General features: G+C 37.0%; 25 protein-coding genes. 18 read left to right on the top strand and 7 right to left on the bottom strand.

Going from position 1 to position 21,471, the window contains the following annotated elements:
- Positions 1–82 precede the first annotated feature (82 nt).
- Positions 83–1,435, top strand: coding sequence for a hypothetical protein (locus ABMA78_RS02535; protein ID WP_392856736.1), 1,353 nt, complete (start codon positions 83–85; stop codon positions 1,433–1,435).
- On the opposite strand, the gene ABMA78_RS02530 is transcribed toward ABMA78_RS02535, so the two are convergent.
- Positions 1,432–3,195 (bottom strand): ABC transporter ATP-binding protein, encoded by a 1,764-nt coding sequence (locus ABMA78_RS02530; protein WP_392856734.1) that lies wholly within the window; start codon positions 3,193–3,195, stop codon positions 1,432–1,434. The two genes, ABMA78_RS02535 and ABMA78_RS02530, sit on opposite strands and share 4 nt — an antisense overlap.
- A 142-nt stretch (positions 3,196–3,337) precedes the next feature.
- Positions 3,338–3,715: a hypothetical protein gene (locus ABMA78_RS02525; protein WP_392856732.1), complete on the bottom strand. Its 378-nt coding sequence runs from the start codon at positions 3,713–3,715 to the stop codon at positions 3,338–3,340.
- A 103-nt stretch (positions 3,716–3,818) separates the two neighbouring features.
- On the opposite strand from ABMA78_RS02525, the gene ABMA78_RS02520 reads away from it, so the two are divergent.
- Both ABMA78_RS02520 and ABMA78_RS02515 read left to right on the top strand, forming a co-directional pair.
- Complete coding sequence (locus tag ABMA78_RS02520) at positions 3,819–4,445, top strand: hypothetical protein (protein WP_392856730.1); 627 nt, start codon at positions 3,819–3,821, stop codon at positions 4,443–4,445.
- Positions 4,446–4,476: 31 nt separating this feature from the next.
- On the top strand, positions 4,477–5,082 hold the full coding sequence (locus ABMA78_RS02515; protein WP_392856728.1) for a hypothetical protein: 606 nt from the start codon (positions 4,477–4,479) through the stop codon (positions 5,080–5,082).
- Positions 5,083–5,090: 8 nt separating this feature from the next.
- On the opposite strand, the gene ABMA78_RS02510 is transcribed toward ABMA78_RS02515, so the two are convergent.
- The gene (locus ABMA78_RS02510) at positions 5,091–5,918 is read right to left on the bottom strand and encodes an Fpg/Nei family DNA glycosylase (RefSeq protein WP_392856726.1); all 828 of its coding nucleotides are present in this window, start codon (positions 5,916–5,918) and stop codon (positions 5,091–5,093) included.
- A gap of 146 nt (positions 5,919–6,064) precedes the next feature.
- On the opposite strand from ABMA78_RS02510, the gene ABMA78_RS02505 reads away from it, so the two are divergent.
- The 3 genes from ABMA78_RS02505 to ABMA78_RS02495 all read left to right on the top strand — a co-directional run bounded on the left by ABMA78_RS02505 (position 6,065) and on the right by ABMA78_RS02495 (position 9,684).
- Positions 6,065–8,272: a PHP domain-containing protein gene (locus ABMA78_RS02505; protein ID WP_392856725.1), complete on the top strand. Its 2,208-nt coding sequence runs from the start codon at positions 6,065–6,067 to the stop codon at positions 8,270–8,272.
- Positions 8,253–8,543 (top strand): hypothetical protein, encoded by a 291-nt coding sequence (locus ABMA78_RS02500; protein ID WP_392856722.1) that lies wholly within the window; start codon positions 8,253–8,255, stop codon positions 8,541–8,543. The genes ABMA78_RS02505 and ABMA78_RS02500 overlap by 20 nt, the downstream gene beginning before the upstream one ends.
- A gap of 328 nt (positions 8,544–8,871) precedes the next feature.
- Positions 8,872–9,684 (top strand): FRG domain-containing protein, encoded by an 813-nt coding sequence (locus ABMA78_RS02495; RefSeq protein WP_392856721.1) that lies wholly within the window; start codon positions 8,872–8,874, stop codon positions 9,682–9,684.
- Positions 9,685–9,808: 124 nt separating this feature from the next.
- On the opposite strand, the gene ABMA78_RS02490 is transcribed toward ABMA78_RS02495, so the two are convergent.
- Positions 9,809–10,576 carry a metallophosphoesterase gene (locus ABMA78_RS02490; protein WP_392856719.1) on the bottom strand — a complete coding sequence of 256 codons (768 nt, stop codon included), beginning with the start codon at positions 10,574–10,576 and terminating at the stop codon, positions 9,809–9,811.
- A 61-nt stretch (positions 10,577–10,637) separates the two neighbouring features.
- Between ABMA78_RS02490 and ABMA78_RS02485 the strand changes: the two genes are divergently transcribed.
- The 5 genes from ABMA78_RS02485 to ABMA78_RS02465 all read left to right on the top strand — a co-directional run bounded on the left by ABMA78_RS02485 (position 10,638) and on the right by ABMA78_RS02465 (position 13,499).
- Positions 10,638–11,261, top strand: a complete 624-nt coding sequence (locus ABMA78_RS02485) for a hypothetical protein (RefSeq protein WP_392856718.1) — start codon at positions 10,638–10,640, stop codon at positions 11,259–11,261.
- A 15-nt stretch (positions 11,262–11,276) separates the two neighbouring features.
- A complete protein-coding gene (locus tag ABMA78_RS02480; RefSeq protein ID WP_392856715.1) occupies positions 11,277–11,699 on the top strand; it encodes an HIT family protein in 423 nt (140 codons plus the stop codon).
- A gap of 69 nt (positions 11,700–11,768) precedes the next feature.
- Entirely contained in the window at positions 11,769–12,227 is a 459-nt protein-coding gene (locus tag ABMA78_RS02475; protein ID WP_392856713.1) for a GNAT family N-acetyltransferase, read from the top strand.
- Positions 12,228–12,241: 14 nt separating this feature from the next.
- Positions 12,242–12,808, top strand: a complete 567-nt coding sequence (locus ABMA78_RS02470) for a hypothetical protein (RefSeq protein ID WP_392856711.1) — start codon at positions 12,242–12,244, stop codon at positions 12,806–12,808.
- A gap of 181 nt (positions 12,809–12,989) precedes the next feature.
- A complete protein-coding gene (locus ABMA78_RS02465) occupies positions 12,990–13,499 on the top strand; it encodes a hypothetical protein (RefSeq protein ID WP_392856709.1) in 510 nt (169 codons plus the stop codon).
- Here the strand turns inward: ABMA78_RS02465 and ABMA78_RS02460 are convergent.
- Positions 13,496–14,461: a tRNA-dihydrouridine synthase gene (locus ABMA78_RS02460; RefSeq protein WP_392856706.1), complete on the bottom strand. Its 966-nt coding sequence runs from the start codon at positions 14,459–14,461 to the stop codon at positions 13,496–13,498. The genes ABMA78_RS02465 and ABMA78_RS02460 overlap by 4 nt on opposite strands.
- 148 nt (positions 14,462–14,609) lie before the next feature.
- Here ABMA78_RS02460 and ABMA78_RS02455 point away from each other — a divergent pair, with 148 nt between their 5' ends.
- The 3 genes from ABMA78_RS02455 to ABMA78_RS02445 all read left to right on the top strand — a co-directional run bounded on the left by ABMA78_RS02455 (position 14,610) and on the right by ABMA78_RS02445 (position 16,702).
- Entirely contained in the window at positions 14,610–15,392 is a 783-nt protein-coding gene (locus ABMA78_RS02455) for a trypsin-like serine protease (RefSeq protein WP_392856704.1), read from the top strand.
- A 208-nt stretch (positions 15,393–15,600) separates the two neighbouring features.
- Positions 15,601–16,158: a hypothetical protein gene (locus ABMA78_RS02450; RefSeq protein WP_392856703.1), complete on the top strand. Its 558-nt coding sequence runs from the start codon at positions 15,601–15,603 to the stop codon at positions 16,156–16,158.
- 22 nt (positions 16,159–16,180) lie between these two features.
- Positions 16,181–16,702: a hypothetical protein gene (locus ABMA78_RS02445; RefSeq protein WP_392856701.1), complete on the top strand. Its 522-nt coding sequence runs from the start codon at positions 16,181–16,183 to the stop codon at positions 16,700–16,702.
- 61 nt (positions 16,703–16,763) lie between these two features.
- Here ABMA78_RS02445 and ABMA78_RS02440 read toward each other — a convergent pair whose 3' ends face one another.
- Positions 16,764–17,564 (bottom strand): DNA helicase, encoded by an 801-nt coding sequence (locus ABMA78_RS02440; protein ID WP_392856698.1) that lies wholly within the window; start codon positions 17,562–17,564, stop codon positions 16,764–16,766.
- A 641-nt stretch (positions 17,565–18,205) separates the two neighbouring features.
- On the opposite strand from ABMA78_RS02440, the gene ABMA78_RS02435 reads away from it, so the two are divergent.
- The 4 genes from ABMA78_RS02435 to ABMA78_RS02420 all read left to right on the top strand — a co-directional run bounded on the left by ABMA78_RS02435 (position 18,206) and on the right by ABMA78_RS02420 (position 20,648).
- On the top strand, positions 18,206–18,391 hold the full coding sequence (locus ABMA78_RS02435; RefSeq protein WP_392856696.1) for a hypothetical protein: 186 nt from the start codon (positions 18,206–18,208) through the stop codon (positions 18,389–18,391).
- Positions 18,392–18,487: 96 nt separating this feature from the next.
- On the top strand, positions 18,488–18,787 hold the full coding sequence (locus tag ABMA78_RS02430) for a hypothetical protein (protein ID WP_392856694.1): 300 nt from the start codon (positions 18,488–18,490) through the stop codon (positions 18,785–18,787).
- A gap of 52 nt (positions 18,788–18,839) precedes the next feature.
- Positions 18,840–19,808, top strand: a complete 969-nt coding sequence (locus ABMA78_RS02425; protein WP_392856692.1) for a cupin domain-containing protein — start codon at positions 18,840–18,842, stop codon at positions 19,806–19,808.
- Between the two features lie 90 nt (positions 19,809–19,898).
- Complete coding sequence (locus ABMA78_RS02420; protein ID WP_392856690.1) at positions 19,899–20,648, top strand: type 1 glutamine amidotransferase domain-containing protein; 750 nt, start codon at positions 19,899–19,901, stop codon at positions 20,646–20,648.
- A 15-nt stretch (positions 20,649–20,663) separates the two neighbouring features.
- On the opposite strand, the gene ABMA78_RS02415 is transcribed toward ABMA78_RS02420, so the two are convergent.
- A complete protein-coding gene (locus ABMA78_RS02415) occupies positions 20,664–21,425 on the bottom strand; it encodes an MBL fold metallo-hydrolase (RefSeq protein WP_392856689.1) in 762 nt (253 codons plus the stop codon).
- Between the last annotated feature and the right edge of the window lie 46 nt (positions 21,426–21,471).

Here is a 21,471-nt window from a genome sequence, read left to right as displayed (position 1 = left end):
AGTGTTAACACCCACGGTAATAGCTACCAAATCCGAGTTAAAAGCTTCTATTTACGAATCTTTTCTGATTTAATTAACTTTAATGAATAAATTCATCAAGAAAATTACATTATTATGCGTGTCGCTATCTGGCCTTGCTGTCTACGCACAGCTTGACGGAAGTGTATCTTACGAAAAATTCCAACGATTAAATGACCCAGCTAAGAAGTCAGAGTACGACGACTGGGCCCAAATTGAAGGGAATTACGAAACGAGAGCGTGGAATGGTAAGGTTTACGGTGAATTCGCTGCTAGGGCCTATGTAACAAAAGAGCCGGCCTTTAACTTCTCAATGCCAGAAGCTTATATCGAGTTCAAAGATGAAGATAATCGCATCTCTGTTGGACGCCAACTTCTTAGGTGGAATGAGAACGAGGACTACTGGCTTCTTAGTACGCTTAATCCTAATCAAGGCTTCTACCTACTTTCTGAAAAGAAGGAAGGTCTAGTCGGTATCCAATACGATCACAAATTTAATAAGAATCTTAACTTCTCGGTATTCTTCTCATATTTCTTTGTTCCAGGGATGAACCCAGGGCTAGAGATTGAAAATGGAAGTGTTTCGAGTAAGAGTGAGTGGGTAAGGCTTCCTCCAAAGTACACGGTACTTGAAGGTAATGTTCTTCCTCTTTATTACACAATTGATATGCCTAATATCTATAATGATGTTGTAAAGAATAAGTCTCTTGGATTTAGACTTTCAGGAACGAATGAAGAGAAGAGCTCTGAGCTTTCGGCCTTCTTTATCTATAAGCCACAAAATAGTCTGCAGATGAATGCTGATGCTCGCTTTGATCAAGATCGCGACGTTATTGCAGTTGATGCTTCTCCAGTGGTTAACCACCATCTTTATTATGGGATTCAATATAAGCAGCAATTAGGTGACGTACAAATGGTTGCCGGTGTTGATATGAGTGATCCAACGGCGACTTTTGGAAATGACTTTAAGGTTGTTGACTTTAGCCGTGAAGAAAATAAGAAATTCGAATCAGAGTATTTTAATATCGAACCTAACTACGAAAGAGAAAGTTACGCTTCACTCTCATTTAACGTCAATCAAGGTTACTATATGTTTTCTTTAAACTATATCAACCTTCTTACTAATAATGAGCGTGGATCAGATGATTTCTTCTCTGATACGGCCAAGTGGAGTAATGCTCTTGGTGTGCGTGGGCGTTACTATTTTAATGACTTCATCAATGTGATGGGGGATTTAAAGTATGACTTTGATCGCGATGATATTATCTTAAAGGCCGAAGCGACTTATGCTTTCTGGCGTGGTGCTGCTAGTTTAAATTTAGGTGCCGAGCTGATTAAATCGCCAAATAAGAATTCTTATTGGTCAGCTTATCGAGCTAACGACACCATTTATTCTTCATTAAAGTTTGCTTTCTAGGCAGTTCCTGTCTGAACACTCCAAAGGGCTTTATATAAGCCTTCTTGAGCGATTAGTTCCTCGTGCGTTCCACGTTGCTCAATCTTTCCATCATTTAAAACACAGATTTGATCGGCATGAATAATCGTTGAAAGCCTGTGGGCAACCATGACTGTTGTTCGCCCTTTCGTGATTGTCTTAAGAGAGCGCTGAATGGCCGCTTCTGTTTCATTATCGATGGCACTTGTGGCCTCATCAAAAATGAAAAGCTTCGGGTCTTTTAAGATGGCACGAGCAATGGCAATACGTTGCCTTTGACCACCTGATAGTTTTTGTCCTCGCTCACCAACAATAGTCTGATAACCATTAGGCAGAAGCTCGATAAAGTCATGTGCCTCCGCAAGCTTGGCCGCTCTCATGGCATCAACTTCAGATGCACCTTGCGAGCCATAAATGATATTTTCTAAGACCGTCCCATGAAAGAGGTAAGTCTCTTGAGAGACAAATCCAATATGTGAGCGAAGTGAGTTCTGTTTTAGATCTCTAATATTGTGGCCATCAAAGTTAACGCTCCCGATTTGTGGATCATAGAAGCGCTGAAGAAGTTTTAGCATTGTGGACTTTCCAGAACCTGTAGGGCCTACAAGGGCAATGGTTTGTCCTTCTTCAATTTTTAGATTGATATCTTTAAGGCCTGTATTGTCTTCTTCATCGTACTTAAAATTAATGCCACTAAATTCGACAGCGCCTTTAAACTCTTCAAGTTCTTTTCCGCCATCAGTTACTTTTACTTCTGTTTCAATTAACTCCATCACTCGGCTCGTTGAGGCCATCGATCTTTGGTAGAGATCAAAAGTTTCACCAAGTCTTGTTAGTGGCCAAAGTAGTCTTTGTACTAAGAAGATTAGAACAGAGTATGAACCAACTTCTAGCTTTCCATCAAGAACGTCGATACCTCCGATGATGAGAGTAAAGAGGAATCCACACAGAACGGCCATTCTAATGATTGGGCTAAAAGAAGAAGAGACACGAATGGCATCTTTATTGGCCTTAGCATATTGGTTTGATTGCTTCTCTAGGCGATCGTACTCAAACTTTTGAGCAACGTATGACTTAATCGTCATCATCCCTGCAATATTATTCACAAGCATACTTGCAAGTAGTCCTGCTTCACTTCTTACGTTTTGATAACGAGGTTGTACCTTCTTTTGAAAGTAGAAACTTCCCCAAAGAATAAATGGCACTGGTGTTAGTGATAGTAGGGCAATTTGCGGCGAAAGGTAAAAGAAGATTCCACCGATTGAAACAACTGTCGTCAGGGTTTGGATAATATCATTGGCCCCAACATCTAAGAAGCGCTCTAGCTGGTTGATGTCGTCGTTTAGAATGGTCGCTAAATTCCCAGAGTTATTATCTTGGTAAAAAGAAATATGCAGGTTTTGAAGATGGTCATAGGCCTCCATGCGAAGATCGTGTTGAACTTCTTGGGCCAGTCCACGCCACCATAGTTTAAGTAGGTATTCAAAGAGGGACTCAAGCGCCCAAATAATAAAAGTTAGAAAACCTAGGATATAGATTTGCTGGACTTTATCTGAGACTCCCATACCCGCAAGAAATGAGTCTTCTTGTTTAACAACGGTATCAACGGCAAGACCGATTAATAGGGGAGGAGCAATGTCGAATACTTTATTTAAGACTGAAAAAAATGAGGCGGTATAGATTTGGCCGCGCTTATTTTTAAAATGATTAATTAGTTTTTGTAATGGGGATTGGCTTTCCATTTAGACCTCGAATGCGTGTGCTTTTATGTGAGAGCATTATGGCCTAAATTTCTTGATTTGAAAAAGTTCCTCAGGTGCACTCAGATTATATTGAATCGAAGTGCTTGTTGAGTACACCTGAGGGGAATCGAGTCACCCTATATTAGATGACTAAACTGCTGGCAAATTCAAAATTTCCCTTCAGTTCCTTGTCACTAGATGCTGAAGCGTCCCTCGCTTCAACACTCGCGCTGGCCTGTTCTTGTTGGGCCGCTTCCGCGAAATAATTATCAATCGTTTGCTCGTAATCTTTTAGAAGTACTTCTTTAAGCTCTTCTTTCGATACTTTTAAAACACTACAAACTGTATTCAGTGAACGTAGTGGCACAGAGCATAGTCCGCGTTCAATATTACTTATAAATTGTCCGTTCTTATAACCTAGGCGGTACGACAATCCTTGTTGTGACACCTTAGGTGATAAAGAACGTCTTTTGACTCTAATTAATTCAGCGATGTTCTCAAACACTCTTCTTTCTTTCATCCATAACCTCCAGTTTTATTATTTACCAACTATTGTTATTGGTACAACATGATGATAATATGTTTAGGCAATATTATTTACTTACAAATACGTAAGGTTTACTATGTCAATAAAATTAAAAGCTTACACGTCTAATCATAAGAAAATCTTTAGGGAGTCGGAAATAGAGGCCCTCTATGGTGCCAAGTTTGAGTATTTAGATGAATTACCATTTGATCTTCGCCCTGGAGAAATTCTGCTTTTAGACCTCGATGAGATCACTGATGAGTTCATTGATATGGCCCAATATACAAGAGTTAAGTTCGTGACGCTGGTTGATACTCTCAAGCAACACAACTTAAATCGTTTGCTTCCAATTGGTGGAAATTTATTTGCTGTTAAGGGCACACCATTTGAAGACTTCATGGAAATTCTCACAAGTCGTATTCATCAAATGGAGATGTTTAAGATACTTCACTTAGTTAGTCATACCGATGTTGAATTATTTCGCTTTATTCTAAGGGCCGGTAATGGAGAGAAGTCTAAATTAAGTGAACTTATTTTTGGCTCAACTAGTGAAAGTACGATGGATGTAAATCTAAGTCGTTTAAGAAAGAAGCTGCGCGATCCAAATATCGGCGATGACTTCTTTCGTATTATCACAAAGAGCGGAAGACTCTATGTAGTCAGTCGTTTAACAAATTACGAAATACCAAAATATTTATTAGAAAAAATTAAGATTCCTACCTAGTCGTTTCAAGTAAAATTACTTGGAGGTAGAAATGAAAATTTTGGCCTACACCACAGATAAGAGAAAACTCTTTTATGCAGATGCTATTGAAGAAGCATTCGGACTTCCTATTGAGTATCTCGATGAAATACCTTCTCAAACTGGAGTAGGCGAACTTCTTATTGTTGAACTCGATACTATCCCAGATGAACTCATCGAAGAAATAAAATACACAACTCTTAAGTATGTCTATGTTGTCGATGACTTCACTCAGCGCAATCTTAACCGCTTCCTTCCATTGGGGGGCAATCTCTGTGTACTTAAAAGTATGGGAGAAGATGAATATATAGAGGCCCTCTTTGGCCGCTTTCACTTAATGGAGATCTATAAGCTCTTTCACGTCGTAAGCCGCACAGATATGGAACTCTTTCGTCTCATCAATCGCGCGGGAAACGGAGAAAAGGGAAAGCTTTCAGACATTCTCTTTGGTTCAACAAGTGAGAACACCATGGATGTGAGCCTTAGTCGTCTTCGAAAAAAACTTCGTGACCCTGAAATTGGAAATGACTTCTTTCGTGTGATCACAAAGAAGGGAAGACTCTATCTTGTGAATCAATTGAATCACTATAAGATTGCAGACTATCTTGTGGTTGAATAGAGGAGGAGTTATTTCTGGCAGTGAGGGCAGTAGTAAGTCCCACGCTGAGCAAGTGTGATCTTCTTAACTTCTGTTTCTTTGCAGAGTCCACAAATCTTTTGATAGAAGACAACGAGGTTTTTTACGCCTTCACCTTTTTCTCCAAACGCATCTTGATAGCCCCCTGAAAAAGTCGTGCCACCTGTGCTAATGGAATCATCAAGAACAATCTTTACGGCCAGATAAACTTTTTCAAGCTCAAGCTTTGTAAGTGTCTTCATACGACGAGTCGGGCGCACTCCCGCACGCGCGCATATTTCACTGGCCATGTAATTTCCAACACCAGAAAAAAAGTTCTGCTCTAAAAGAAACGGTTTTAACACTTTATTAGGACGTTCTTTTTTTAGCATCAAAAGATACTCAAGTGTAAACTCTGCTTTAGAAACATCTGGTCCTAGTCGAGTTAACCAAGTCGCTTCATTTGGTGGAGAGTAGAGATGAAAAACACCAAAGCGTCTCGGGTCGATGTAGCCCAAGTGCAACGGGCCTTTGGCATTTGTTCCAATGAGTTTTATATGAGTGTGCTTTTCTGTAATTTCTTGCGTGGCAATTCGCCACGATCCCGACATTCCTAAACCTGAAATTGCACGCCACTCATTTCCATGGGTGTCAGTGAAGAAGAAGCGCAGAACTTTTCCTTGGCGCTCCACTCGTTCAAGAGTCATGCCTTGCGGGTTGAAGTCCTTATCTTTGACAATCGAATCACTCACGTCAGAGTAGACGACGTCTTCGATCTCCATTGGGAGAACGTGTGAGATTTGTGATTTGATGGTTTCGACTTCTGGTAATTCTGGCACTTTGAAAATCCTTTTTTGTGTGAGGAGTAGCTTAACATTTTCGAAATTTATTTTGAATTTTTTTCGATTTTTTTATCTTTAGGTGCGGTTTAGGTTGGAGTTGTAAGGTGTTCATTTTGTTATTGGGGTGGTTTGGGATGGTGTGTATGTGGTTGGAATTGTTGAGTTTTTGGTGGTATGCGTGGGTTAAGTTTTGGGTGAGGAATGGCGATGGGGGCAATGATAATTTCTTTAGACAATGTTCAGTGTGCTTTTTGTTTAATACAAGATTAATAAAAAAGAGCTTAGAACAAGTTTGTAAGTTTAGTGAGGTAGCCTTGAAAAAAATAGACTTTCATATTCATACAGTTTCTACAGTATGTGATAGAGAATTTACTTTTTCTATCGATACTTTAAAATCATATGTAAAGGATGCTGAGTTAGATGCAATTGCAATAACGAATCATAACCTCTTTGACAAAGAACAGTTTCTTAAAATTCGCAATGAGCTAGAGATTAAGGTTTTCCCTGGAATTGAAATAGACGTAGAAGGAACGCATTTATTATTGATTTCAGATGATGATGAATTAGTGGACTTCAAATTAAAGTGTGATGTTGTACACGAGAATATTCCAGATGATACAAGTGACATCACAGTTGAGAAACTTGAAGAAATTTTTTCGGATTTGACAAAATATTTATTGATTCCTCACTATAAAAAAAATCCACAAATTTCGGACTCTACTATTTCCAAATTTAATGACCTTATTACAGCTGGAGAAGTTAGTGGACCTAAAAAATTTATTCATACATTAAAGGAAGAATCCTCTCTTGTCCCTCTATACTTTAGTGATATGAGAGCTGAAGAGGGTCTCAAAATATCTCCTTCTAGACAGACTTATGTCGATGTTGGTGAAATGAATATAAGCTCTTTGAAGCTTGCATTGAAAGATAAGCAAAAAGTTTTTTTAACTTCAGACGACGGACATAAGTTTTTTAACGTTTTGAATAATCGTTTAACTTTGTCTACAGGGCTGAATATAATGCTGGGAGAAAGATCTACGGGAAAATCATTTACCTTGGATGCTATCGCAGATGAGCATAATAATGAGGATACGAAAGTTAAGTACATTAAACAATTTTCTCTTCTTCAGAAAGATGTAGATGACGAGAGGGAATTTTCTCAGAGGTTGAAAACTAGCCAAGCTAGTATTACTGAAACCTACTTAAAAGAATTTTCTATTGTTGTTGAGCATATGAAAAATGTGGACAAGGAAAGGTCTGAAAGAAAGCTTGAGCATTTCGTTGAATCATTGCTTAGGAATGCTGCTGAGTCTCATAAGCATGACTCATTTGCTAATTCTAGACTTTTTTCCGAATCGGTATTTGGCTTAAACAATTTAGAGTCATTGAAGAAGTTAATTAGTGCCACTGTTCTTCTTATAGATAATTCTGAATTTGAGGAAATTATAAGTAAGCATGTGACTAAAGAGAGTTTAAAAGCTTTAGTTGTAGAATTGATACAAAAATATAACAGTTTAAAAGAAATTGAACTAAAAAAGTCGTATGTTAATGACATTGTAGAAGATGTTAAAAACGATCTTAAGTTGAATACCGCTGCTACACCGATAGCAGAGATTGACTTATATGATTTAATGTTTGAGATAAAAAAGATAGAAAAGTTTAACGAGTTGTTTGAGTCAATAAAGCTTGAACGAGAGTTTAAAAGACAAGAAATTCAAGGTTTTTCAAAGGTTGCAAAGAGATATCCCTTCCAATACGCAAGAGAAATAGGTGCAGTTTTAGGTCGACAGATTTCGTTCTCAGATGCTTTTAGCAAGTATAATACTGATGGTTATTCATATTTAAAAGAATTACGCAAGATAGAGGCCCTTGAAGAAACTAACTATTATAAATTATTCGCAAAAATAAGTTATGAAATCTTAAACTCCTCGGGGTCTCCTGTCTCAGGTGGAGAAAGGTCGGAGTATAGACTTCTGCAAGAAATAAATGATGCAAATGATTATGATATATTGTTAATTGACGAACCAGAGTCATCTTTCGATAACATATTTCTGTATAATAAAGTGAATAAGTTAATTAAAGAAATTTCTTCATTTATGCCTGTAGTTCTGGTGACACATAATAGTACAGTCGGGGCATCGATTCAGCCAGATTATATAGTTTATACAAGTAAAGTAATGATAGATGCGAAACCTGTTTATAAAATCTTTTCAGGTCATCCAGGAGATAAAGTTTTACGTACTTCAAATGGAGAAGAGACAGAAAATCATAGAGTATTGCTGGACTGCTTAGAGGCAGGTAGTGAACCATATAATGAAAGAGGGAAAAGATATGCAGTTCTTAAAGATTGAAAATGGAAAAGGCCACTTTAGTGTAGATGGAGTTAATTGGGTGGAAATTCACGATATCGATAAAAATAATATTTTGAATATTATTTCAGTTGGAATTGAAGAGGGGTTTGAAATGGATAATCCTGAAGAAAAAGTTATTCTCAATAAAGCACATGAGATTATTTATGATAAATTATATGGAAAATTTACAGAGTTGAATGAACAAAGAACTCGCTTTAAAGATGAAAGTGAAAATTTGTATAAAGATGCACTCGAAAAATACAAAGAATAATCAGCACTAGATAAGGTTTTTTTAATGAGAAGATAGGGTTCTAGGTGCTTCTATTTTACGTACAATCAATAGAAAGGCTCAAGCTCTACCAAAACTTAATTAGTTAGTTGTCTAATAAAGTTTTTGAAATAAGGCTCAAGTCTGGGTGCTTTTTCTTAATGAACGGTCAACAAAAAAAACAGGACTCAAATACATGTTAGTAACTCTTAAGTAAATTTACAGAATAATTTTGCTCGAAAAGATTTCAATTCTTCAAAGATAGCTTTTTTGAATTAAGAGAAAATACCATGAAAAATTAATTAGTGTTAATTAAATTGGAGTATACGTAATGCATATTGAAAAAATAGACTGGAGAGGCTTTAAAGAAAGAATTAGTAACCATATTGAAAAAAAAATGGGAACACGGTTATGTCGAGGACAGTCTGATTCAAACTGGAAGCTTACTACATCATTTCATAGAAAAAAATCAGGCTTAGATATCCCATCTTACTTTTCTTATATACATCACTTGTCAGATGTTGTTGGGACTTTCGAAAATAGGGTTATAGATACCGAGGGAAATCCAAATGTAAATGGAGCATTTATGGCATATTTACAACATCATGGTTTTCCGACGCCACTATTAGATTGGACGTTGTCTCCTTATGTTGCAGCTTTTTTTGCATTTAAAGGTGTAGATGATTCAAATCCTCAGTCAGATGAAGTTGCAATCTATATCTTTAATCATTCTCTTTGGTTAAATGATTGGTCTCAGGTATATGATCAAAATCACGTTGATCCACATGTGTCAATTGTAAAACCGAAATCATTGGGAAATTCTAGACAAATTAAACAACAAGGCTTTTTTTATACGTGGACAAATATAGAAGATATTGAGGGACATATTCAAAGCTTGGAGAAAACGAAGGGTTATAATTACTTAGAGAAATATTGTATTTCTGTAAAGGAGCGTAACTTTGTTATGGCAGAGCTTGAGGCCATGGGAATAACTGATTACTCATTGTTTGGAACTTTGGATTCTTTATGTAGTTATCATAAGGAGTCTCTTTTTCGCGCAGAGAGCGTAGGTAAGACACCTGCTGAAAGAATCGCTGATTTAATTGAAAATTCATCCACATCTGATAGGTCTCAAAAAAGTTGATGGAAAATTAAATTTCTATAAATATAGTTCCATGTATTTTTTCTTAATGAGGATAGTTTTAGGTGCTTTTTCTTTACGCAAGGACAACGAATTAGCACCTGAGATCAGTTTTTATTGAGATATTTTAATAATGAATTTCAATGAATGCTAACTCTGGACGACAGTTAAACCTTATCGGTAAAATTGAATTGCCAATACCTCGACTGACAAAGAGTTCTTTGTTTTCGTTTTTATACCATCCCGAAACATAGTTATCTGTACCATATGGAGTCCATAAAGGGCCGTAGAATGGAACTCTTACTTGTCCTCCATGTGAATGTCCTGCGAGAGAGAGGGGGATTGAGTTGGGAATTGTGTCGAAGAAATCAGGAGTATGAAAGAGAGCGATATTTAGTAGAGAACTATCTACACTCTTTAATAATTTAGTTGCAGGTTTTCCAATTAGGTCATCAAATCCAATCAAGTTTAAATCTTTGTCTATTTGTTTCATTGAATTGGTGAGGCCGATAATACCTGCTTTTTGGAATAGTTCTTCTTTTTTTGGGAGTTCTTCCCATATATCCCAATTACCTTGGACAAAATAGACTCCTTTAGGAGCTTTCATTTCTCTTAGTACTTCTAGGTAACCTTCATATGTTCCATCAGGCGTCGCTAAGTCACCAGTAAGAACAATTATATCAGGTGCTTCTTTTGTTAGAACTGAAATTACTTTATTTTCAATTGTCCCTAGGCTCTTAGTATGGAGGTCAGAAATGTGTGCTATTTTAAGAGTTGTCTTACCATCATTATATTTTCGATTGTAATGGATAATTTCTAAGTCATTTGGGCAATAGTAAAAACTATATAACCCTAAAGCGAATAGAATTAGAAGAAAGGCGATTTTTTTATTCATGACTTATTTTAGCATCATTTAAAAATGTTGAAATATTTTTTATTTGCACGATAATATTCTTATGAATGAGATAGAAAGAGCAAAACAAATTAAAGTCCTTTTAAGTCTAGCAAGCGTTGATGACGACATTCATCCGTACGAAATTCACTTTCTAACAAAGTTTATCAAGTCTCATTTTAGTGAAGAAGTAGCACGTGAATTAATAGGTGAGATAACAAATCCTAAGCGTAGCTATCTTTCAGTATTTAAGACAATTGATAATTTTTATCATCGAGGCGCTACATTAGAGTTAGCGCGATCGCTTCTACACATGGATAAGAAGTTCACACCTGAGGAAAAGGTAGCTTTTGATCTTCTAAGTCAGGCGCATCGTGAAATGTCGGGTGACTTAATTGAAACGCAGAAAAATGCAATAATCGAATACTTAAAAGCTGAGAATGAAAAGGATTATAATAAAGAAACAGCAAGTGTAATAAAGCTTCTCAATCAACGTTTTCACTATCAGCATACTTTCTCTTTCGGTTTTTTGTTTTTCAGATTAGCATATTTAATTTCGAGGTTTTTTAGAAGACGTAGTCGCTTGGCATTTGTTATTGGCTTAATACTTGCGGTCTGGATGCTAGTTTTGATGGTGGAAAGAATTATTCTATCTGAATATATAAAAAAAGCCTTTGCTGTTAATTAATCTTTCGGAGTTGTAATGAATAATTGTATATTTTGTAAAATCCTAAAAGGTGAGGCTGATGCCAGCTTTGTTTACAAGAGTGACAAGGTCACGGCATTCATGGACCTTAATCCGATTAATAAAGGTCATGTACTGGTTATCCCTAACGAGCACCATGAGAGATTTTCTTATGTAAATAGTGATATGGTCGGAGAGATGTTTAAAGTAGCTCAAAATATACTCAAGGCCATAGAGAAGTCTGACATACCTTGCGAGGGGGCGAACCTTTTTCTTTCTGATGGAGAAATTGCTGGCCAAGAAGTTCCACACTCTCATCTTCACATAGCACCAAGGTTCACTGGCGACGGTCATCGAATGGGCTTTTCAGGCACTGATCCTGATGAGTCATCAAGAGACAAGTTAAATGAAACAGCTAAGTTAATAGCTGATAAACTTTAAAACAGGTTTCTAGTAACCTGGGGCTAGACTGAATTGTGACAATTATAGGATTTGAGTTATAATCTATTTATGGAAATCAAATTCTTAGAAAGCGGAAACCCTGAAATCTGCAACACAATCCTGCGCTCACTTCCAAAGTGGTTTGGAATTGAAGAGGCGATTGTTGATTATGTAAATAAGTCTAAAGAAATGGCCATGCTTGTTGCTTATGAAAGTGATGAGGTAATAGGCTTCTTAAGTATCAAAGAACATGGTGAATTTAGTTGTGAAATTTATGTCATGGGAATTCTTTCAAACTATCATCGCAAGGGGATTGGGCAATTGCTTGTCGCCGAAGCTGAAAAAGTTATGGCACAAAAGAAATTTGAGTTTCTACAAGTGAAGACTGTCGATAGTTTAAGTGAAGATGAGTACTATAGGAAGACGAGGCTCTTCTATGAGGCCCTCGGTTTTAAGAAACTCGAAGTTTTTCCAACTCTATGGGATGAGCATAATCCGTGTTTATTACTTGTTAAGAGTTTAGTTTAGAAGAGAGGGGTTATATGGCATCATTTATATATCACGGGGTACCAGTGGATTTTGAAGGTCAGTGGCTGCATCCACTCTTTGAATTAAAAGAGAAAATGCCGCATGTTTATGAATCGGAAATAAAAAAATATGATGATCATCCTAAACGTAAAAACCTTCCACTTAAGAATATACCTAAGTTGAACTGTCGCAGAGGAGAGGTGCTTCATTGTTCATCCATACACCCTTCTTTAGTATTTCAAGCATTAAAGTCAGTATTTCCTGATATTAATAAGTCGGTAAAATTCTTTAAGATTCCAGTTTCAAGCTTAAAAGAGTTAGACTTGGTAATCTTTGATATGAATAGACCAGAGTATGAATTTGGACTAGAGACAGACCCCGATTCATGTTTTGAAATTATTAACCATGATACTTATGAAGAAATTAAAATTGTACCTCCTGAAGTATTGAGCTTCTTTGAAGATTGGAAAAGTAGAGGCGAAAGAAGTGCACCTGCATGGGGTAAGATACCGCACATCTTTGTTAAAGGTTCGATCGATACTTCAGGTCTCGAAATTATTGATTGGAGAGACTCTGTTTAATTCGCGTACCTTAAAAACGTTACTTTAAGAGGCATATATAGGCTTGTAATTTTCAATACTAATAGTCCAATTCTATGGCCAATCTCAAATATAAATTTGTTTTCAAGAACAGGTTAAAAATTACCGATATTTCAGATACTTAGAGTTAATTTCGCACTTACGTAAAGTGAAAAGGGCATCTGTGGATCGTATAATTTTACTTATTTCTATCTTGTTTACTTTTTCGTCCGTCGCTTCAGATGATGATTTTCTAAACCGCTTAACGTTAGGTAATTTTGGTTTCTCAACCGGAGAGGGGTATCTTTATTCAATCGATGCAATGAGGATATTTAAAGATAAGCACAGTATTGTATTTCGAACCAATCAAGCTTCGGACTCAAGTGAGTCAGATTACTTAGTCGGTTATCGTTATTATTTTGCCGACAAAGCTTCACACGATTCATGGTTTTCAGAAGTTGGGTATCGTTGGGGAAGGGATGTTAATTATTCAAAAGACTTCGATTTTTTTTCATCAACATTCTATGATGTGACTGAGATTGAAAAGAAGGAGTCTATTAATGCAATTCTAGGCTATCAATTTGTCTTCTTTAATCAGATGACCTTCGAGTATAGTGCAGGTTATGCTTTTAATATTAAAGATTCTGAGAGAGGCGGTGTTACAGGTACAATTTCTATTGGCTGCTTATTCTAATCTAGGAAATCAGGATTAAGATCCTGCTCAAAGATCCATTCAACGACATCATTGTAGTGCTCGATGGATTTTGCTTTCTTCACTTTCTTGTAAACCTTGTGCTCGTTTTCAAAGATATCTTTGAAGTAAAGCCAATGGCCACGCATCTTTTGTAGGTAGTCTGATTTAGCATTATCCATCGAAAGGTATTCTTCAGTCATTAGCTTATGCATTTCAATGAATTTTGCCAGATAGGTTTGTTCGTTAAATTTAGAACCTTTGATTTGGGCCATGAGCGCTGGATTTGAAAGGCCCGCGCGTCCCACCATCCAGCGATTAATCTGGGGGAATCTTGCCTTGTAGGCCTTGAAGTCTTCAACTGTATTAATGTCACCATTATAGCAGGGAGGTGTATTTAAAAGAGGTAGGCACTCTTCAAAAGCATCAAGATCCACGCCGCCTACATAAATCTGTTTTCCGTAGCGAGCATGGATTGTGAAATCATTAATTTCTAATTTATTAATCATGGGAATGATCTCTTTAATTTCTGAGACATCCTCACGCCCAAGGCGAATCTTAACCGTAAATTCGATGGGACATTTTTCTTTTATTCCCGTTAAAAGCTTTTCTACTTTTTGGGGATGAAGGAGTAGACCTGAGCCTTTCTTTCTATTGGCCACCATTGGGTAAGGGCAGCCCATATTTAAATTAACCTTCTTAACGCCAAATTCTTTATAGATATTGGCCACATAGAGGAATTGATCAATTTCCTTTGTGAGGATTTGAGCAGTGGTAGGTAGAAGGTTTTTTTCGGGCAGAACATCATGAAGCTGACGTTGATTGAGTTCGTTTGATTCTTTCGTCACAATATAGGGAGCGATGGCACTGTCAGCGCCAGAAAAGGTCTGCTCCAAGGCATTGCGATAAACATAGTTGGTCACGCCGCGAATGGGGGCGAGGACCAGGTGATCAGTAAAACTCATAGCTCACTTAATACACCAAAATGGTTCCTTTGGCATAGGAGAAACAAGGGGCCGTGTAACATATAAATCTTTCACGATTATATTTGTTTGACGTGTGAATATTATTAGTGTGTTAAATCTATCTCATCGCAAATAATTGGAAAATATTATGAAAAAGCTATTGTTAGGACTAGTTCTTTTATCCCTAAACACATATGCCTCTCTTGGTGGAGAAGAGGTTTATGATTATCAATTCATGCGAGTTGGTACAGTAAATGGCTGTAAGGCCGTTTTATTAGAAGACGATGTTGCAATTACGGCGGCCCATTGTGTAGTCGGTGGAGCAAATGAATTCTTATTTCATATGAAGCTCTATGATGGGAGAAATCTATCTGCTGACTGGATTCCAGTTAAGAATATAGTCATTCATCCAAAGTACAATAGTAAAAAGAAGAAGACATATGATCTTGCCCTTGTTTTCTTAAAACGTGTACCTTCTGAATCTATTGATTATTTCAAAAAAGCTCCCTTAGAGCTGAATAAGAAATTTTTAATTTCGAATGAATCAAATGCACCCCTGATGCTTCTTTCTCAACTTTCAAATGGCCAGGGCGGCGTGGCCCCATGGCATTTGTCTGAAGTAAAATTAAAGAAGAATTTCAAAAATCGCCCGGCGAATTCATATCTTCCAGCTGAGGATAATATAGTTTGTCCTGGGGATAGTGGAGCACCGATCTTTTCAGTTACTGCTTCTGGTGAATATCAATTGCATGCTCTCGTTAGTGGGGGAACAGAAAACTTAAAGTACTTCATCGAGAGAAATTATCGTAATCTAAGAGGATACTTTGTTCTCGCACCTCAGTGTGATGATGTTTTAAAGACATTCTATGCCGTTCCGCTTGCAAGGCATCTGGATTGGATCAACGCCACGATAAAAAGCTCCCTTAAATAAGCTTTCATGCGCTTTATCTTTTCATAACACTTTTAAATCTCTCTTTTAATCTAAGTGTCTGAAATTAATAGCTTTTGTCTAAATGTTTTACAGATAAATAGTTCATGTATTTCAGCTTATTCCTAAACACATTTAGATATTATGATACTTTTTATTTAGAAAAATGAATTTATGAACTGAAAAACAAACTATCTAAAGGGAGTATCTTATGAAAAAAATGTTATTAGCTACTATGTTACTTATGTCTACTTCAGCATTTGCAGGGACAAATGATGTAGCTAGAACGTCATATAAGCCCCTTAAAAACGTCGTACCAACTGGAAAGGCATTTACATTTGAGCGTAATATTACGTTAAAAGCGGGAACAAGCTCAAAGGTCATCGCAGGAGATAACTCAACATTTTGTAGATTGCATTACACTAAAAATGACAAAACAGATAGAGTCATAAGCACAGGAAGTAAGCTAAATATTCATAAGGTATCGCAACAACTTAATGAAGTTTTTAAAGATACAATGACTTCAACAATGGTAATCTCATTTAACATCCTAGAATATAGTGTGAAAATCGATCTAAGCAAATCAGGTAAGACATATCTTAACTGCTTTAAAAACAGAGAAGAGAATTCTGTAGCTGGTTTTCATGAAGTAAGAAGTGATGCAGAAGCTTTTACTAATGATGAACTTAGAGATCTATTACTAGACACTGTAGTAGTTCCAAGGTTTGAAAAAGTTGTAATTAAGCCTGTAGCTTTTGAGGCCGACTAGATTAAAGTTGTTAGGAGTTCATATGAGAAATTACTTCTTTATTTTAGTATCGCTACTCACGCTTTGCTCAACGAGAGTGTTTGCCTCTGATTTTGAATATGTAAGTTCAAATAATGAGTCTATTTTAGACTATGATGAAACTAAAGTTTTATGTGAAGTTGTTATGAATATGAATAGTGGTGCTACAACTTTAGGTTTTATAAAGAAGTACTCAAGTAAAATTCCAAGTAAAAGCTCTTACTATTTTCTTCGTGAATACGGAACTAGTATCAATTGTTATGGTAGGTCCTTTATTTATTTTGTTCTATATAAGGGCCATGATGACGATATTAAAGCACTACTCGATGCAGGTTATGACGTTAATTGGATCATTGAAGACACACGTGGCAGAAAAATGACGATGCTAGATTATTTGAATATTTTGTATAAAGAAGAGACAAACGAAATATATAAAGACTTAATTAGAACAAAGATTAAAAGGGTTAGGCGTGCAAGAGGTAAGACATGCACTCAACTCAAGTATGATATTTGTGAATTCCAGTAAATATATTCCATGTGCTTTATCTTTGCATAACGCAAATTTAAAGCACACAGCTTCTTCTCAATTACAAATCAAAAAAACGAACTTCAGATCCATCCCATCCAACTTGTAAACTATGATCCTTCTTTCCAGAGAAAGTTACGTCAACAATTTTTGAATCACGCTTGAGTCGATAAAGAAGAATAATCTTATTTATTAAGCTTAGATCGAGTGGGTTAGGAAGACGTATATCGTCCACAGTTGGGCGTTTGTCGATTCGGTTTTCAACATCACGAACGATTTGCGATATGAAGATTATGATTGCACCAGTTTCTTTTGCATAAGTTTTAAGCTTCTCCGCCTGAGTTTGTAGAGGTGGATTGGTTCGCTTTTCATCGAGGAGTTGTAGATAGTCCACTATGATAAGTGAGCCAGGAGCGATCTTTTCTTTTGTTTTCTTGATGATGTAGTCGGCGCTGATATCATCGGAGTAGTTGAGTTCAAAGCGATCATTATTTTCGCCAATGCTTTGGTCATAAGTTCCAATACGGGCAGCATATTCTTTGTGAGTGTGGGCCAGTGTAAAGCAGAAGCTTTTAGTGCGATTGGCATTGATGGCCTGAACGAAGAGGCCAAGGGCAAAACTTGTTTTTCCCATGCCCGGTCTTGCTCCAATGAGAATAAGGTCGCCATTGTTTAAGTAGTCTAAGACGTCGCTATACTTTTGTGGAAAGAGTTCTTGGGACTTGGACATCAGTAGTGACCAAGAAGAGAAGCCTTCTTTGTGTGCAATTTGGTCTAGCGCTTCGGACATGGTAATGCCTTGCTCTTTCTTCAACTTTTTGGCATGACTTTTTAAAACGAAAATAGGTGATGATAATTTCATCTGAAACCTCCAACTTGGCCGTAAAAACAATCCCTTCTTATGTCCTAGCCTTATTAAAGGTTAGATGTAGAAAATCGATTCATTCTGCACTCTAGTGCTTTCCCTTTGAAGGGGGGAGGCGTGAAAAATCACCTAGGTAATATGTTAGTGCTCAATGAGAGATTGGGCAAGAGTGCTTAGGATCGAATTTGGATTATGCTTTGATTTCAGAAACTTAGACTGTTTGAATTAATTTTCAATATTTGGGAGCTGTGGCTACTTGTTATAGTTCTAATTATTGTCTTTATCCGCTTTCTCATCTAGAGGAGTCTATGGAATATAAGTATACGCAAACTTTTATTGGAAAAATACATGCCGCTCTAGTTGCTCCGACAATTCCGCTGCTTATCGTTTTATATTATCTAGAATACATTAAAGACAGAGAACCTATTCTTTGGGGACTCATAATTTCATTCATAGGCTAGGGAAGTTCCCTGAGCAGTCCACAAATACTTAATGAGATTCAAGGCAGAGTTTGGAATGGCCGCTGTTATCAGCCAGATTCAGTTAATGAGAAATTAGGTAGCATTCTCTATATAAAAAAAAGTAAATCATATGAGCTCTTAACAGTAGTTTCTAATTATGAAAACTACCTCGATTCCATGACAAGGTTTGAGCTTCTAGACAAGTATGAGGATTCATTTAATGAGCTTAATCTTGATTCAGAGCTTAGTATCTCTCACAACGATGGAAAGAAAACTGTTTATAGAGGAGCTGATGAGTATCTCGTGTCTAAGTATCGAAACTTTACTGGGAATCTAAGATACTGCATCTATTTTGAGAGATAGTTAGGCATAAAATAATCTTATTACATAATCACTTAATGCTTATTTTTCTTATCTATAAGTTTTGATCATTATTAGATCAACAAAATGGAGGGAAGAATGAAATCTATCATTATAATGGCCTGTGCGGTCTTATCATTAAATACTTTTGCACAAGATATTTTCACTGCTAAGGGAAAGTCCCTGTACTTTCACACTCATTCACGAGTCGCTAATATACTAGCAAGTAAGAATGCTGAGCTTGAAGCATTTGAAATGGCGCTAAATTCTATCGTTGATATTTGTGGGGGCGAGAACTTTAGGCTACATGACGACGTTAAGTTTCATCATCGTATTGACTTCCAATCACCAAGTATAATGGCGACTGCTGAACAAAAGTTTTCTTGCATTAATTTCTAAAAATTTAAGTTTCGGTTATACTAAGAGAGATTAGTTTAACTAGGAATTAAATTTGGAAATAAATTTTAAAGATATAGGCCACTTTGTTGATATTAGAGAGATCAATGATGATCACTTTAATGAAGATTTAAAGGTTGGTGGAACAAATGCAAATATGTCAAAGCACTTTGGATTAAAAAGAGTCGCGGCACATTACTTTAAAATTCCACCGGGGTATCGAACATCTGAGCCTCATGCTGAAAGCTTAGAAGAAGAATTTGTCTATGTGATCTCTGGCGAAATTGATCTTTGGTTAAATGGAAAGATAAAAAAAATGAGCAAAGGTGACTGCATCGGCTTTCCTGCAGGGACAGGTGTTGGTCACTGCTTTATCAATAATTATGATTCTCCTTGTGAGCTATTTGTTTCGGGGGATCGAACTAGGTCCGATAACCAATACCACTTTCACTTAGATCCAAGCCTGAAAGTAGAGTGCGGGGATAAGTGGTGGGACGACATGCCCAAGCAAATTCTAGGGGGACATGATGGATTACCTGGCCTATTTGATGAGAGCTTAAGAGATGACTCTATTGAGGTCTATAATGGATTTGATAACCTAACGAATGATAGCTTTTCTTATCCAGGAGATACTGAAACGTTCTCAAATGGTGTTTGCTTAAGCCGAAAATTTGGGATGAAGAATATCGCAATTTGGCTTGAAAGAATTCCTGTGGGGAAGAGGACGTCATGGCCTCATGCCCACTCTGTGGAAGAGGAATTTGTCTTTGTTCTTGAAGGTGAGCCTCATGTCTACTTAGATGGCCAGGAATCTGTTGTTAAACCATTTACTGGCATTGATTTTAAGGCCGGCTCAGGTGTTGCCCACACTCTTATCAATAAATCTAACGACTTCATCTACTATCTCTGTGCAGGGGAGTGTGCGCCTAAGAATGACAAGATCTACTACCCTGAGCATCCTGCACGTAACGAAGAAATGCGCCAGAAAGGTGAATTATGGGAAGTTAAGGATATTCGTTCTTAAAAAAAATCAACTTTTCAACCTATGTAAAGGAAATCAAAAAATACCCACGCTATATTAACTCCATAATCAACAAACGATGAAGGAGAAAATATGCGTATGTTATTTAAAATTTCAGCTTTACTACTTACTCTAGGTCTAGGGACTAATACTCAGGCCAAAACAAATCAAAAGGTCCTAATTGTTGTCACAAGCCATGATAAATTAGGAAACACTGGCAAGAAGACTGGTTTTTGGCTACCGGAATTAACACACCCTTATTACGAATTAATTAAGGCCGGTATTAAAGTTGATATCGCCAGTCCACAAGGTGGAAGTGCACCGATTGATATGAATAGTTTTGCCGAAAAGGATAGTTATAATGATCGCTTCTTAAAAGATGCGACTCTTATGGCCAAGGTTATTCGCACGATTCCACTAGCAAAGATTAATCCAAAAGATTATGCCGCCGTCATTTATAGTGGTGGGTCAGGAGCAATGTGGGACTTCGCCAATAATAAAGAAGTAAATCGCATCTCAAAGGAGCTCTATGAAATGGGGGGAGTTGTCTCAGCAATTTGTCATGGAACGGCCGCGCTTTCAGATATCAAATTATCAAATGGAAAGTATCTTATTGATGGGAAGAAGTTCGCTGCTTTCACAAGAGAAGAAGAGGCATTGATTGAGCAGCTTGATATCATTCCTTTCTTATTAGAAGAAAAGCTTGCTCAAAGAGGTGGAAAACACATTTATGGTAAGGCATGGAGTGAAAATGTTATCGTCGATGAAAGATTGGTTACAGGACAAAATCCTGCCTCGGCCAAAGAGGCAACTTTAAAAGTAATTGAACTGATAAATAAGTAGGGGGCATCGCGCCCCCTAATTTAGTTTGATACTCTCTCCATCTTCAGGAATGATAAATCTCTTACTTGCTTCATTACCTAGTAATTCCTTTAATTCTCTTCGTGATAATCGGCAATGATCAAGGGCATCCATGTGGTTGGCAATAATTGTTCCTGTGCTTATCTCGATTAATTTCTTTATGTCTTTTTTAGGAAGAAGTAGTGGAGAGCCAATATCAAATTGGGCAATTCCTGTTGGTGCCACGATATAGTCTGGTTGTTCTTTTTTGATAAACTCGATAATTCGCGGTGTAAGAACAGTATCTCCCATAAGGTAGAGTGAAGGTTGATTTGGTAATTTGATAAAATATCCAACTCCGTGTTCAAGGAAAGGATAGAGAAAGCCTCTTACGTGTTGGGCCGGAATTTGGCGAATTGAACCATCAAAGAATTTATCTTCCTTCTCAAGAGGCCATGACTTGATTCCTTTTGACTCTAAGTATTTTGCATCTTTTTGAGTCGCAAAAGTAGCGATATTCTTTCTTCTTAGAAATTTCCTACCGGCACTATCAAGGTGATCAAAATGACCCTTCTGACAATGAGTAATTAAGGCATGTGTGATCTGTCCCTTTTGCTGATGAAATGTTTCTGGAAGCTCAACAGTAGGGTTTCGTACGTTTGAGCCTATAAAGCGTAGGCGCGGTAGCATGCCTTTATTGGCAAGCATTGGGTCGACTAAAATTAGATTTTCTTTGTAACTAATTAAAATTGTTGCATTTCGTACTTGAGTTATTAACATATTAGCTCCTTTGAATTTATAATAGGGTATGGAGTAACTCCACAGT

Source organism: Halobacteriovorax sp. RZ-2 (assembly GCF_043196685.1).
In the GTDB taxonomy this organism is placed as follows: domain Bacteria; phylum Bdellovibrionota; class Bacteriovoracia; order Bacteriovoracales; family Bacteriovoracaceae; genus Halobacteriovorax_A.
This window is presented reverse-complemented; position numbering and strand designations above follow the sequence as displayed.